This is a genomic window from Cytobacillus solani (assembly GCF_006704205.1).
Classification (GTDB): Bacteria; Bacillota; Bacilli; order Bacillales; family Cytobacillaceae; genus Cytobacillus; species Cytobacillus solani.
This window is the reverse complement of sequence record NZ_CP041305.1, coordinates 57695-70415: the sequence shown is the minus strand read 5'-3', so window position 1 is coordinate 70415 and position 12721 is coordinate 57695. Positions and strand designations below refer to the sequence as shown.

The window sequence follows — 12721 nt, the reverse complement described above, 5'->3', positions numbered from 1 at the left end:
TACTGTCTTTTTTCAGCAAGATTCCTTTTCTTTTTATCGAATGTATAGTAAAATTAGCACTAGGTACTAATAACTTGTAATAATTCAGGAGGATTTAAAATGACACTTTCATTAAATGGGAAAACATTTGTTGTTATGGGTGTTGCCAATAAACGCAGTATTGCATGGGGAATTGCTAGATCGCTTCATACAGCTGGAGCACGCTTAATTTTCACATATGCAGGTGAAAGAATGGAAAAAGGCGTTCGAGAGCTAGCGGAATCACTAGGGGATGGACAATCTCTAGTCCTTCCTTGTGATGTAACAGTCGATGAAGAAATTGCAAAATGCTTTGGGGAAATTAAAGAGAAGGCTGGTATAATCCACGGAGTGGCACATTGTATTGCGTTTGCAAATAAGGAAGAGCTTCAAGGCGATTACATGAATACAACTCGAGATGGCTTTTTGCTGGCACATAATATCAGCTCGTATTCCTTAACTGCTGTTGCAAAGGAAGCTAAGAAGTTAATGACTGAAGGCGGAAGTATTGTGACATTAACGTATCTTGGCGGGGAGCGCGCAATCAAAAATTATAATGTCATGGGCGTTGCAAAAGCATCTCTTGATGCAAGTGTGAAATATTTAGCAGCAGACTTAGGAAAAGATGGAATCAGAGTTAATTCAATTTCTGCTGGACCAATCCGTACATTATCTGCTAAAGGGGTAAGTGATTTCAATTCAATTTTGAAAGAGATTGAAGAACGTTCACCACTTCGCAGAACAACCACTCCTGAAGAGGTTGGCGATACAGCTGTATTCTTATTTAGTGAGTTATCACGAGGAATTACAGGAGAAAATATTCACGTTGATTCTGGTTTCCATATCGTCTAAATAATAAAGCAAAAAAACGACCTGCTCACATAGTGAAGCAGGTTTTTTTCATTCCTCAAGCAACGTCATCAGCCATTTTGCATACATATAGGGTGAACACATATGTCTTGGAGGTGGATGATAATGACAAAAAGGAAAGAGAAGGAACCATTGTTTTACATTCAACAGCCTACCTTTCAATTTCCTACCATAAAAATGCAGGAAACTTACTCCAGTAAAAGAGCTGAATCACTAAAAGAGGCTCAAATGAACGAATCGATAGAGACGAAAGCAAAACAAGAAGTAGAAGAGGAAAAGTTATCTGGCACGAAGTTTCAAAAAGAAGCCCATGGAGAAAAATTAATTAAAGCTGACTTATTCCAAGAGGAAAAGATCCAGGATACTCTGGAAGAGTTTGAAACAGATCGCAGAAAAAAAGAGGAAAACACTGCATTATCATTTCGTACAGAACGAAAGCCTTCATTTCAAAGAGTAAAAAGCTTTAAAGAAATGAATATTATGGAGCGGCTCCAATATTTAATGGAGTTTCCAAAGCAGCTGCCGCCAGTTCCGTGTTTATTTATTGCAAATGGGAATACGGTTAAGGGGTTTCTAAACGATCAATTAAATGAGTTTATTGAAATTAAACTGCTCAATGGAGAGACTATGAAGATTTCGTTAAGTGAGTTAGAGGATATCAAAATGATCGGTTTACGAAGATGATCGATGAAAAAAGCCAGTCGTATATTTAACGACTGGCTACATTTCGATTGAAATTTAATCTTCACAAATGCCAAGAAAGACGTCATCGATACATTGAACTGCACAGAAGCAGCTTAGATCTACAGTAATACAACTATCTGTAGCCCGGAAGTAGTCAACTTTACAAACCTTTTCAAGATCAATGCAGCAATTTTTTGCTAAGTCAACTGTTCTATCGTTATCTGGTCCAGGAATTCTATTTACCGGTTCAAGAACACGAAGTACTGCGCAGCAATTATCAAAGATATCTTCTACTCGGAAGAAGATTGAAACACATGCACACTCGTTTCCTGTGAAAAATGCATGAAACGGTGATCCGTCAGCAGTTTTTAAAACAAAAACACGAGTATCTGGATGTCTATGTTTCTTTTTTCCAGGTGAGATATGCCCAAGTGGCTCTAAGAAACAGTTGGAAGGACATTCACATACATCTTCTGCATTATCTTGAATATCTTTTATTGCACGAACTACTTCGCACACACAGCTGTTGCCTTTGAAGTCGCCTTTTTTTCCACAACCCATTTTATTTCCTCCTTGTTTAATTCTTGTGATACTACACTAATAACATATTGCCGAAGTACCCAATGGGTAACGGACAAACGCCTTGTTTTATGAAAAAATAGGCGTTTTTTCGAAATAAATAAGTGCTGGAGGTATTGAATATGTATATTTCATTTATGGAATTGCTTATATTAGCATTGGCTAGCTTTCGCCTAACAAGACTGCTTGTCTATGATAAAATAACTGAATTTATTAGACGGCCATTTTTTGAAGAACTAGAAGAGACAAATAAGGATGGGGAGGTAGAAATTTATTTAGTTCCTAAAAAAGGGGGCATTCGCGGATTCTTCGGTAATTTGCTTAGCTGTTACTGGTGTACGGGTGTATGGTCCTCTATCATTTTATGTTTATTGTATTTATTCAATATGCCCCTTACATTGCCAATCCTTCTTGTTTTAGCTGTTGCTGGCTTAGCAGCATTGATTGAAACAGCTATACAGAATTGGATGGAAAATTAGCCCTGCTACCTAATAATACTTGTTTCCATAGGCATCTGTGTTACACAAGAAAAATCAATCTTCATACATTAATATAAATACTTATTTAATCTGGATTGGCCGCAGCAATTTAAGTGATAAACAATTATAAGGGGAGGCGAAAGTTTTGTTAAATAAATATGTTCAACCAGACAAAATAAAGCCACAGCCGGTAAAAAAGAAGAAAAAAGGCTGTGGATGTGGAAAAAAGAAAATGAGCTAAAATCAGCCGGCAGAAGCCGGCTGATTTTTTTTTGAAATTGGAAATAAGAGCCTATGGGAATTCATTCATAATTTCACATTTTTTCGTGGACAATAATCATAAATGAATTCTGAATAGGAAGGGTTAAATCATGAGAATATCTGTGTATATCGTTATTTTTATTTTGCTGGGGTTAGCTGGCTGCAGTCAAAATGAATCAAAAGAGAGTGAACTGGCTCTAATCAAAAAGACGGATCCTAATCCCGTTTTAATTGATGAAAATACAGAAGGCAACTTAGATTTAGTTACAAACATTAAAGAAGAAATCGCATCGTATAAGGAAATATATGATGTGGCGGTTGTGAAAGGAAAAAAAGACACTCTTGTTGTGTATAAGGTAAAGCATCTTCAACGTTTTCATATGAAGAAGATTGAAAAGAAAATAAAGGGGAGGCTTGATAAGAAATTTCCGGACGAAAAATTTACTGTTTCAAGTGATTATAAGATTTTTTTAGAGGCTGTTAAGCTAAATGAAAAAATGCAAAATCCGGATTACTCTGAGAAAAAGGCAAATAAGAGGTTAAAGGAAATTATTGAATTGAAAAATGAAATGGCATAGAAAGGAGAACTGGCAATGGCGGATAAAAAAAAGAAAAATTTGACTCCTGCTCAGCAAAAATATCAAGGGCTTCAACAAAAACATGAATTGAAACGCCCCGTTTTAAAAAACTGTATAAAAGCATTTTGGGTGGGCGGCTTAATTTGTACAATTGGCCAAGCAGTCACATACTTCTACATTTATTTCTTTAACTTTACTGAACAAACAGCAGGGAATCCTACAGTGGCCACAATGGTGTTTTTCTCTATGCTTCTGACAGGGTTTGGAATCTATGACCATCTTGGGCAGTATGCAGGAGCAGGAAGTGCTGTACCGGTTACGGGCTTTGGAAATGCCGTCATTTCAGCTGCAATTGAGCATCGCACAGAAGGGTTTGTCCTAGGAGTTGGGGGAAATATGTTTAAACTGGCTGGTGCCGTTATTCTATTTGGTGTATTTTCAGCATTTGTCGTGGCGCTGATCAAAACAATATTAATCCAATGGGGGGTTTTGTAATGCTGAAAGGGAAACAAACCTGGATCTTTAATAATCGCCCTGTGATCACAGCAACTGGAGTTTCAGGCGGTCCATTTGAAGCGAATGGGAAGCTTGCCAGTGATTTTGATGTTCTCCATGACGATTTATGGATGGGACAGGATACGTATGAAAAAGCCCATCGTGTTTTAATTGAGGAAGCTAGTCAAGTTGCGCTTCAACGGGCAAAGTTACAGGAGGAAGATGTCCATTTCTTTATCGCAGGAGATTTAATCAATCAGATTACTCCATCAAGTATGAGTGCACGTACAAATCAAATTCCATATTTCGGAATATTTGGTGCCTGTTCCACTTCAATGGAAGGGCTTGCTCTCGGTTCTTTTATGATTAATTATCAAGGTGCCAAGCATATTTTGACTGGAGCTTCAAGCCATAATGCGGCTGTTGAAAAGCAATTCAGATATCCGACTGAATATGGCGGACAAAAGCCGCCAACTGCACAATGGACAATAACAGGAGCAGGTATGGCAATATTATCAGCAAACGGAGGGGTAAAAAGTTTGCCTGTTACAACTTCAGCAACAATCGGGAAAGTCGTTGATATGGGGTTGACTGATCCGTTTAATATGGGTGGCGCTATGGCTCCAGCGGCGGCTGATACGATAACTGCTCATTTTAAAGATTTACAGATCGATCCTTCTTATTATGATCTCATTGTTACTGGGGATTTGGGAGAAATCGGGCAGAATACTACCTATGAATTATTAACAACCGCCGGTTTGAAAATAGAACGGGGAAAATTTCAGGATTGCGGATTATTGATTTATAAAGAGGACCAGCCTGTCAATGCTGGAGGAAGTGGTGCAGGATGTTCCGCAACCGTTCTCTATGGCCATTTATTGAATCAAATGAGGCAAGGGGTGTATAAAAAAATTCTTGTTGTGGCCACAGGTGCGCTTCTATCCCCATTAACTTTTCAGCAAAACGAAACCATCCCTTGCATCGCACATGCGGTCTCAATTGAGATGGAATAATAAGGAGGGAGATATATGCTTGCAATGTTCTTTTGGGCATTTGTTGTTGGCGGGGTTTTCTGTGTTATTGGTCAATTATTATTTGATGTCGCAAAACTAACACCAGGGCATACTTTAAGTTTACTTGTTGTTATCGGTGCAATCTTAGATGGTGTTGGATTATATGAGCCATTAATTGATTTTGCAGGTGCTGGAGCAACGATTCCAATTACAAGCTTTGGTAACTCCCTTGTACATGGAGCGATGGCTGAAGCAGAAAAGCATGGGCTAGTTGGCGTCCTATCCGGAATGTTTGAAGTAACAAGCTCAGGTATATCAGCAGCGATTGTTTTTGGATTTATTGGTGCACTCATCTTTAAACCAAAGGGCTAAAGAAATATCTTATTTAGGGGCTTGCCTATACACCTTTTAGTTATTTTACATATGTTGTAAAGACTTGAAAAAGTGAGGTGATAGGTATGGGCTTTGGCTTTGGAGGATGCGGCGGCTACGGCGGTTATGGATATGGCGGTGGCGGCTACGCAGGATCTACATTTGTGCTTATTGTCGTATTGTTTATTCTTCTAATTATAGTTGGTGCGAGCTTCTATAATTAGCAGAACTCAAAAGGGCTGGCAGCTGGCTGTAATAATAGTAAGTTGCCTCTCACATTTTTCACGCTCCTTCATACTATATAAAGTAGCTTACTAAAAGGGGCGTGATCTTTACATGGATAATAACTTCTTTAAAAACTTGGAAAAGAAAACAGGCGTGAATATGAATGATGTGTTTGAATTAGCTAATTCACTGCAAAGTGCTAATTTCAAAGATGAAAAAACGGTTAGAGGTGTTATTAGAAGGGTTTCACAAATTGCCAATAAACCAGTTTCTAAGGAAACAGAAGATAAAATTGTAAAATCAATTGTTACTGAAGGAAAACAGCTTGATTTCGGTACAATTTCAAAAATGATTAATAAGAAGTAAGTAAAAAATGGACCTGGCAAAATACCAGGTCTATTTTTTTATTGATTTTGGTTTGCTTTTTCTCTTATTAATGGTGATAGAAATCTGGATGGATAAGCTTTCCTCCCACGGTTTTTTTCAGGAACAGAAATGTAGAGATGATTCATTGCTCGTGTAATTGCAACATACATCAGGCGGCGTTCTTCCTCAATCGGGGCAAAATCTCCATTTCTATATGCCTCTAGGGCATGGTCGTGTGGCAGGCTGCCATCAACAGCACCGATTATATAAACGACCTTATATTCTAGCCCTTTTGCACGGTGAACTGTACTTAAAGTGATTGCGTTTTGATTTTTCTTACTTTGTTGCTTAATCTCCTTATTCATGGCCCTCATATGTTCCGTATGTTCTAAAAAGTCTAGGATAGATGTAAAGCTTTTAGCCGCTACTTTCAAGTCTTTAAGATCATCAGAGCCCTTTTCAATTTTATTCCCTTCATTGCCGCGTTTTTTGATGAAGTCTTGAAAGCCTAGTTCTTTTTCAATTTTTTCAATCGCCATAATGGGAGAAAGGTGGGCAATGGAGCGAATAACGGGAACTACTTTTTTAAATTTTCTTTCTTGAAAAGCAAAGCCAGTCTTTACATGTTTTAAGCATTCAAGAAGGGTGCAGTCATTTAAAATGCTTTCTGCCATCATATCCTTAATAACGGTTTGCTTCATAAAAAGGGCAGGAAGGATATTTTGCATGGCTCCCTTCTCATCTTCATTTAAAGACAATTTCAAAAAGGAAAGCATACTTCTCACTATAAACCGATCATAGAAGGATTCAGCATCCTGATCAATTCTAAAAGGAAGACTTGAGTTGGCAAGGCGTTCAAAAACAGCACGGCTGCCTGTATTCGTTCGAAACAGGATGGCAAAGTCTTTTGGTTCAAAGCCTTCCTCAATTTTCTCCTGTATATCAGTTACAATGGATGTTGCTTCTTCTTCTTCATCAAAAGGAAAAAACAAGCAAGGGAACTTCTCTCCAGTATATTGAGCTTTCATTTTTTTTGCTCGTCTTTTCTTATTTTGTAAAATCACTTGATTTGCTGTCGAAACGATTTCGTGAGTGGATCGATAATTTTGTTTTAAAGCAATAACCTCTGCACCAGGAAAATCTTTTTCAAAATCTAGCAGGTATTCGGGGTCACTGCCGCGAAATGCATAAATAGATTGATCATCATCCCCTACAGCACAAACATTTTTCGACTTGGCCGATAGCATTTTTATCAGTTCATACTGAACTTTGTTAATATCCTGAAACTCATCAATTAAGAAATACTGAAAACGATTTTGATAGTTTTCGAGAATAGCAGGATTATGCAGAAAAAGGTCATAGCACCCTGTCAGCATATCATCGAAATCGAATAAACCTTCTTTTTCCTTTGCTTGTTCATACTTCTTATACAGGTTAACAACACTTTCCTCCCATGATGATGTGGGCCTAACCTGTTCAGGGGAAATAAGCGTATTCTTCCAAAAACCTATTTGTTGAAGAGCAAGATCGTAAGCGAACTCTTTTTCATCTAAATGTAATTCTCTTCCAGCATGCTTAATCATTTGTTCACGCTGCCAGCCTTTGCTTAATAATTTATCAGAGGACCACTTCTCTGGGGCATGAAAGGATAATATCCGATAAAAAAGGCTATGGAAGGTTCCGGAAACAATTTGCCGGATTTGCAGTCTTTCCATATTGGGGTAACGGGAAAGTCTTTCCTTCATCTCAGCAGCGGCCTTTGCGGTAAAAGTAACAAGCATAATTGATTTTGGGTCAATTTCTTTTTCTTGAATCATGAATGCTGTTCGAGTTGTCAAAACCCTTGTTTTTCCACTGCCAGCCCCAGCAAGCACAAGAAGCGGACCCTCTGTACGACACACTGCATCTGCTTGCTCACTATCAAGAATAACTCCGGATTGTGCTAATGTACGTAAATAATGGAAGGAACAATTGTATTTGCTCATAGTTTCAGGGATGAAGGGAGGAATGTTTTTCACCATCTGAGCTTGTTTAATTTTACTATCTGACTCTTGAACGGCTGTTATGGTGCGCGAAACAGGGAGTCTAAATCCATTCCGCTCCTCATACTCAACTTTTTCTTGTGGAATAGAAGGAGAATCATCTGGATCTTTACACGTATGATTAAGCTCAGGAATATGATAGAAATGAGGTTCCTGATTAATTCCTATATAAAATCGCACTTTTTCTTTGCAAACCGGGCATTGCAAGTGTCCCTTTTTTCCATTGTCATACAGGGACTGAAACATTTCCCTACTAACTCTATTAATATTTATGATTTTATTATGTAACATGGCTGTTTTCATTTTAGTTCCTCTTTTTCAACACAATTAAGACAAACCTTATCATAACAAAATTAAAGAAATTACGAAAGGGAACATAAAATCAAATGTTTGATCGTATGTCTATATAACAGGAGGGGAGTTTAATGGGGTATATCGCACCTATTACAAATTATCAATATAGCCAGTATGTAGAGAGAGTAATTAGCAAAGGGTATGATCCTTATCGTTTTGTGCCAATCAATAGAATAAAACCCACAACGAATCCTCGAGAATATGATCATCCGACACTAAACGGGCAGATTCTTCCTATAAAAAGGACAAAAATGGTTCAAGAACAAATTCATTCTAAAAGTGTGCACAAAAAAGAACAAATAGAAAAGCTGCAAAGCCAACTAACTGGAAAGGGTATTTATTATAATGAGTCTGTATAAACAACTTTTAATCTCTTTCTTTACATGAAAAAACTTCTGCCCATTGGACAGAAGTTTTTTAAATCTTTTTTATCATTGTGCGATGTGGAATCCCCGCATCCAAAAATTCCTCTGAAACAATTTCATAACCAAGTTTGTTATAAAAGGGAATCGCATGAGTTTGGGCATTTAGCTTTAATTTTTTATAACCTTCCCTTTTTCCGTATTCCTCTATTTTATCCATGATGGCTTTTCCTGAGCCTGATTTACGATGATCTTCCAAAACGCAAATTCTTTCAACTTTTCCAAAGCCATCTACTGGACGAAATCTGCCAGCACCAATTGGAAGGTTCTGATCATAAAGAAGAAAGTGAACCGCCTCATCTTCATATTGATCAATTTCTTCTTCTAACGGTACTTGCTGTTCTTCAACAAAGACTTTTTTACGAATAGAAAAAGCTTCTTGCAATTGATTATCATTTGATACAATTTTTACTTCCACAATTTTTTATTCCTTTCCAAGCCGAAATGTTTCATAAACTGTCCAAGAGCCATTTTCAAGCTGATACAACAGGTGGAAACGATCGACTGTTTCTTCATAATTAAATTGGTTCATTCGTAACGATCCATATACATCTGAATGCTCGTCATTGGATAATTCCTGCCCAATGGTAATATGAGGGACAAAGGCATATTCAGGCATATCCCCAGAAATGTTATCATTGATTACTTTTTGCAGTTCTTCAAGCACTTCTGAAGCCTCAAATTTAAAGTAAATGACATTATTCACTGGTTTGAATGAACTAAATTTTGTGGACTTTATTTGAAAAGGTTCAAAACGATTAGAAATCTCATCTAAAATGACGGTTAACTGCTCAATTTGATCTTCGGAAGCGTGAAAACTTGGTTTGAGAGTTAAATGAGGAGGAATTAACGAATAATTTGGGTCATATCGTTTTCGATATGAGTTAGCTTCATCTTGCAATTTTTTTGAAGGGAAAATAACGATACCTAGCTTCATAACATAACCTCCATAAATAGATTTTATAATCTTCATTTGAATGGGCAACAGCAATCAATATGAAAAAAATGTATATGCCCATTATAACAAATTTTCCAAATATAAAGTATAGGAATGCTTAATTTTCAAATATAGGTAGAAGGAATATCTAAAAAAGTTTAGAGAAAAGCGAAGCACGCCTAAAAGCGAGGCTTCGCTCATTCCTTAATAAATATCATCCTAAGCTTGCTTAGCGATTATATTAAGAAAACATTTTCTTTAATGCACGTTTTAAATCAGGTTGCCAATGTGTCCATGTATGGTCACCGTCAAATTCATCGTAGAAGTAAGGGAACCCCTTTTCACTAAACAGCTTAGATAACACTCTATTTGGTGTAAGGAAATCCTTTTCTTCTTTTTTAGTCGTTTGAACAGCGGTTTCTTGCTTCCCAATGACATGATAAATACTTGTTAAATGTGGCTGAGTTACTTCTTTAACAGCATTCATGACTTTCTCATCAACCATCGGTGACTGAAGTATTACTTTTCCAAACGTATGCGGGTACTCTAAAGCAGCCATTATTGATACAGTTGCAGCAAGTGAATCACCAATTAATGCACGGCCCATTCCCATTTGATACGTAGGGAATTCCTGATCTAAATATGGCACAAGCTCATGTGCTAAGAAACGTATAAATGCTTTGTTTTGTTCTCCGTTCGGATGATACTTCTTCCAGCGATCGTCTACATTTTTGTATGGGATTCCAACAATAATGATGTTCTCGATTTCTCTATTCTTTAATAATTCATCAGCAGTTCTACCAATTCTTCCTAGCTGAAAATAATCCTTGCCATCAGGAGCAATTAAAATTGAATACTTATATAAAGGAGTAAAGGTAGCAGGCAAGTAGATGAGCAATTCAACATCTTCCCCCAACTCTTTACTTGAAAATGTTACATCTCTAATTGATCCTCTAGAATTTTCCATTGATGATTCCTCCATTTGATGATATGTAAAGCTTTGCATGATATTTTAACATAATATAAGTGGAAATGCTTTTTTCAGATTCTAAAATAGGAGCTATATTTACATTTAACACCAGAAAAAAACAAGTCTGTTATAATATGGATATAATAGCGGAAAAACATGCCTAGAAAATTGATAACTTTAAACTGAGGCTCGAAAAAAAATATAATTTTTTTGATGCAGGTTTTTTGTATAAAAACTGCATAATAAAGCGTAAAGAGTGTTAAAAACCAGATAATACAAAATATTCGGTTATACAAACTACTTAGTAAATTGAGTATTTATTAACAATTTAGAAAATATTTGTGTTAATATATAGACTGAGAATCTGTAAAACTATCAAAGGGGGCAAAAATATGAAAAAGAAAAGTTTTCTTCTCACAGCTGTTTTACTATTAGCACTTTCTATGTTTCTTGCTGCATGCGGGGCTTCTGAGGAAAGTTCTGGTGAAAAGGGCACTGACGATGGTGAAAAGAAAGGTTCAGATAAGCCTAAGTTTATGAGTATTGTCACAGGTGGTACAGGTGGTACATACTATCCTCTTGGTGGAGCATTTGCAGAAATTATTTCTGATGCAACAGGCATTCAGACAAATGCTGAGGTTTCAGGTGCTTCTGCAGAGAATATGAACACATTAAAGGATGGCTCTGCTGAAATCGCTTTCTCTCAAACTGATATTGCGTCATATGCGAAAGATGGCAAATTAATGTTTGAAGGTGCTGCAGTAGACAATGTAAGTGCGATTGGTACCCTATATCCTGAAACGATCCAAATTGTAACAACTGCTAAATCAGGCATTAAATCTGTCGAGGATTTAAAAGGCAAAAAGGTTTCTGTCGGAGCTCCTGGTTCTGGAACAAACCCAAATGCTGAACAAATTCTTGAAGTTCATGGAATGACTTTTGATGATATTAATAAGCAAGACCTTTCCTTCGATGAATCAACAGCTGGTATTCAAGACGGTACGATTGATGCTGCTTTCGTAACTGCTGGAACACCAACAGGTGCTGTTGAAGGATTATCTGCAACAGAAGATATCGTCATCATTCCTATTGCACAAGACAAAATAGATGCGTTAATCGAGAAATATCCTTACTACATTCAAGACGAGGTTCCAGCAGGCACATACAAGTTAAAAGATGCTGTGCCAACAGTTGCTGTTCAGGCGATGCTCGTTGTTTCAAGCGACCTTTCTGAAGACGTTGTTTACGATGTGACAAAGGCAATTTTTGAAAACCTTGATAAAGTTACTCATGCAAAAGGGAAACTTATTAAAGCTGAAAATGCTGTGAAAGGTGTAGGGATTGAGATTCACCCTGGCGCTAAGAAATATTATGATGAAAAGGGCATTAAAGCTGAGTAGACTAGTAAAACCTAATAAGTAAAGACTTGACCGGCTGTAAAACCTCAGGAGGTTCTTACACCGGTCAAGTTCTCTTTCATAGATTCATTTTGTGTAAAACGTAAATTTATTAGGTGGGGTTTACATGATAGTCAGAAAGCTGGGCAGACAGATATTAATCCTGCTCCTCCTCATCTTTATATCCAACGCAATTATGCTTTTCATTCCTATTAAGCAAGCATTGGTGTTTGAATACCAGAATACTGGGAAGGTGCTTGCATATATCCCCTTTTCTAAGGAAAAGAATTTTAAAATCAAATATACTCATTCTATTCATCTTTCAGATGTAGTTGAAAGCTATACTGTAACGAAAGAAAAAAGAATAAAGCAATATGAGCTTATGTATGAGGATTTTGCGATTGGAATGCCTGAAAATGCCTTTGATGGAGAAATATTTGAACAGAAAGACGGCAAATATTATATCAAAAATATGAAACGCATATTTCCCTTATTTGATCTTAGAATTGGCAAGGTAAGGGCCAATCATCGGGTTATATACAAAAATAAAGAATACCAGCTTGCTGATTATTTAGAAGCAGGCACTTGGGTACGAATAAAAATTAAAAAAATAAGTCTTTTTCAGCAATTGAAAGGAGTGAACATCCTTGAGCAATAAT

Annotated in this window: 17 protein-coding genes; 12 read left to right on the top strand and 5 right to left on the bottom strand. The window is 36.9% G+C overall.

The window, feature by feature from the left end:
- Window positions 1-99 precede the first annotated feature (99 nt).
- Both fabI and FI644_RS00400 read left to right on the top strand, forming a co-directional pair.
- On the top strand, window positions 100-870 hold the full coding sequence (gene fabI / locus FI644_RS00405; RefSeq protein WP_053475275.1) for an enoyl-ACP reductase FabI: 771 nt from the start codon (window positions 100-102) through the stop codon (window positions 868-870).
- A gap of 123 nt (window positions 871-993) precedes the next feature.
- Entirely contained in the window at window positions 994-1572 is a 579-nt protein-coding gene (locus tag FI644_RS00400) for a CotO family spore coat protein (RefSeq protein ID WP_053475276.1), read from the top strand.
- Window positions 1573-1626: 54 nt separating this feature from the next.
- Here the strand turns inward: FI644_RS00400 and FI644_RS00395 are convergent, their stop codons facing one another.
- Window positions 1627-2133: a CotY/CotZ family spore coat protein gene (locus tag FI644_RS00395; protein ID WP_053475277.1), complete on the bottom strand. Its 507-nt coding sequence runs from the start codon at window positions 2131-2133 to the stop codon at window positions 1627-1629.
- A gap of 140 nt (window positions 2134-2273) precedes the next feature.
- Here FI644_RS00395 and FI644_RS00390 point away from each other — a divergent pair, with 140 nt between their 5' ends.
- The 7 genes from FI644_RS00390 (at window position 2274) to spoVIF (ending at window position 5940) form a co-directional block, all read left to right on the top strand.
- Window positions 2274-2630, top strand: a complete 357-nt coding sequence (locus FI644_RS00390; protein ID WP_053475278.1) for a DUF1360 domain-containing protein — start codon at window positions 2274-2276, stop codon at window positions 2628-2630.
- 371 nt (window positions 2631-3001) lie between these two features.
- Window positions 3002-3469, top strand: a complete 468-nt coding sequence (locus FI644_RS00385; RefSeq protein WP_053475279.1) for a YhcN/YlaJ family sporulation lipoprotein — start codon at window positions 3002-3004, stop codon at window positions 3467-3469.
- 15 nt (window positions 3470-3484) lie between these two features.
- Window positions 3485-3964, top strand: a complete 480-nt coding sequence (spoVAC, locus tag FI644_RS00380) for a stage V sporulation protein AC (protein ID WP_053475280.1) — start codon at window positions 3485-3487, stop codon at window positions 3962-3964.
- Window positions 3964-4977 carry a stage V sporulation protein AD gene (spoVAD, locus tag FI644_RS00375; protein ID WP_053475281.1) on the top strand — a complete coding sequence of 338 codons (1014 nt, stop codon included), beginning with the start codon at window positions 3964-3966 and terminating at the stop codon, window positions 4975-4977. Before spoVAC ends, spoVAD begins: the two co-directional genes overlap by 1 nt.
- 15 nt (window positions 4978-4992) lie before the next feature.
- On the top strand, window positions 4993-5349 hold the full coding sequence (gene spoVAE / locus FI644_RS00370) for a stage V sporulation protein AE (protein WP_053475282.1): 357 nt from the start codon (window positions 4993-4995) through the stop codon (window positions 5347-5349).
- 86 nt (window positions 5350-5435) lie between these two features.
- On the top strand, window positions 5436-5573 hold the full coding sequence (locus FI644_RS00365; protein WP_075209115.1) for a YjcZ family sporulation protein: 138 nt from the start codon (window positions 5436-5438) through the stop codon (window positions 5571-5573).
- A gap of 112 nt (window positions 5574-5685) precedes the next feature.
- Window positions 5686-5940, top strand: a complete 255-nt coding sequence (gene spoVIF, locus FI644_RS00360) for a sporulation-specific transcription regulator SpoVIF (RefSeq protein WP_053475283.1) — start codon at window positions 5686-5688, stop codon at window positions 5938-5940.
- A gap of 38 nt (window positions 5941-5978) precedes the next feature.
- On the opposite strand, the gene FI644_RS00355 is transcribed toward spoVIF, so the two are convergent.
- Window positions 5979-8285 (bottom strand): UvrD-helicase domain-containing protein, encoded by a 2307-nt coding sequence (locus tag FI644_RS00355; RefSeq protein WP_053475284.1) that lies wholly within the window; start codon window positions 8283-8285, stop codon window positions 5979-5981.
- A 122-nt stretch (window positions 8286-8407) separates the two neighbouring features.
- Between FI644_RS00355 and FI644_RS00350 the strand changes: the two genes are divergently transcribed.
- A complete protein-coding gene (locus tag FI644_RS00350) occupies window positions 8408-8695 on the top strand; it encodes a hypothetical protein (RefSeq protein ID WP_053475285.1) in 288 nt (95 codons plus the stop codon).
- A 58-nt stretch (window positions 8696-8753) separates the two neighbouring features.
- Here FI644_RS00350 and FI644_RS00345 read toward each other — a convergent pair whose 3' ends face one another.
- From FI644_RS00345 to FI644_RS00335, 3 genes are all read right to left on the bottom strand, one after another.
- Entirely contained in the window at window positions 8754-9176 is a 423-nt protein-coding gene (locus FI644_RS00345) for a GNAT family N-acetyltransferase (RefSeq protein WP_053475286.1), read from the bottom strand.
- A gap of 6 nt (window positions 9177-9182) precedes the next feature.
- Window positions 9183-9695: a YjcG family protein gene (locus FI644_RS00340; protein ID WP_053475287.1), complete on the bottom strand. Its 513-nt coding sequence runs from the start codon at window positions 9693-9695 to the stop codon at window positions 9183-9185.
- Window positions 9696-9936: 241 nt separating this feature from the next.
- Window positions 9937-10662: an alpha/beta hydrolase gene (locus tag FI644_RS00335; RefSeq protein WP_053475288.1), complete on the bottom strand. Its 726-nt coding sequence runs from the start codon at window positions 10660-10662 to the stop codon at window positions 9937-9939.
- Window positions 10663-11057: 395 nt separating this feature from the next.
- Between FI644_RS00335 and FI644_RS00330 the strand changes: the two genes are divergently transcribed.
- Together FI644_RS00330 and FI644_RS00325 are read left to right on the top strand one after the other, a co-directional pair.
- A complete protein-coding gene (locus FI644_RS00330) occupies window positions 11058-12065 on the top strand; it encodes a TAXI family TRAP transporter solute-binding subunit (RefSeq protein ID WP_053475289.1) in 1008 nt (335 codons plus the stop codon).
- A 124-nt stretch (window positions 12066-12189) separates the two neighbouring features.
- Window positions 12190-12720 (top strand): DUF1850 domain-containing protein, encoded by a 531-nt coding sequence (locus FI644_RS00325; RefSeq protein WP_142107853.1) that lies wholly within the window; start codon window positions 12190-12192, stop codon window positions 12718-12720.
- The last annotated feature ends 1 nt before the right edge of the window (window position 12721 follow it).

Bases quoted from the DNA above. Each gene is read 5' to 3' on its own strand.
- spoVAC (WP_053475280.1), top strand. From the start codon at position 3,485: ATGGCGGATAAAAAAAAGAAAAATTTGACTCCTGCTCAGCAAAAATAT.
- FI644_RS00385 (WP_053475279.1), top strand. From the start codon at position 3,002: ATGAGAATATCTGTGTATATCGTTATTTTTATTTTGCTGGGGTTAGCT.
- FI644_RS00390 (WP_053475278.1), top strand. From the start codon at position 2,274: ATGTATATTTCATTTATGGAATTGCTTATATTAGCATTGGCTAGCTTT.
- spoVAE (WP_053475282.1), top strand. From the start codon at position 4,993: ATGCTTGCAATGTTCTTTTGGGCATTTGTTGTTGGCGGGGTTTTCTGT.
- FI644_RS00330 (WP_053475289.1), top strand. From the start codon at position 11,058: ATGAAAAAGAAAAGTTTTCTTCTCACAGCTGTTTTACTATTAGCACTT.
- FI644_RS00355 (WP_053475284.1), bottom strand. From the start codon at position 8,285: ATGAAAACAGCCATGTTACATAATAAAATCATAAATATTAATAGAGTT.
- FI644_RS00400 (WP_053475276.1), top strand. From the start codon at position 994: ATGACAAAAAGGAAAGAGAAGGAACCATTGTTTTACATTCAACAGCCT.
- FI644_RS00340 (WP_053475287.1), bottom strand. From the start codon at position 9,695: ATGAAGCTAGGTATCGTTATTTTCCCTTCAAAAAAATTGCAAGATGAA.
- FI644_RS00395 (WP_053475277.1), bottom strand. From the start codon at position 2,133: ATGGGTTGTGGAAAAAAAGGCGACTTCAAAGGCAACAGCTGTGTGTGC.
- spoVAD (WP_053475281.1), top strand. From the start codon at position 3,964: ATGCTGAAAGGGAAACAAACCTGGATCTTTAATAATCGCCCTGTGATC.
- FI644_RS00350 (WP_053475285.1), top strand. From the start codon at position 8,408: ATGGGGTATATCGCACCTATTACAAATTATCAATATAGCCAGTATGTA.
- FI644_RS00335 (WP_053475288.1), bottom strand. From the start codon at position 10,662: ATGGAAAATTCTAGAGGATCAATTAGAGATGTAACATTTTCAAGTAAA.
- FI644_RS00325 (WP_142107853.1), top strand. From the start codon at position 12,190: ATGATAGTCAGAAAGCTGGGCAGACAGATATTAATCCTGCTCCTCCTC.
- fabI (WP_053475275.1), top strand. From the start codon at position 100: ATGACACTTTCATTAAATGGGAAAACATTTGTTGTTATGGGTGTTGCC.
- spoVIF (WP_053475283.1), top strand. From the start codon at position 5,686: ATGGATAATAACTTCTTTAAAAACTTGGAAAAGAAAACAGGCGTGAAT.
- FI644_RS00365 (WP_075209115.1), top strand. From the start codon at position 5,436: ATGGGCTTTGGCTTTGGAGGATGCGGCGGCTACGGCGGTTATGGATAT.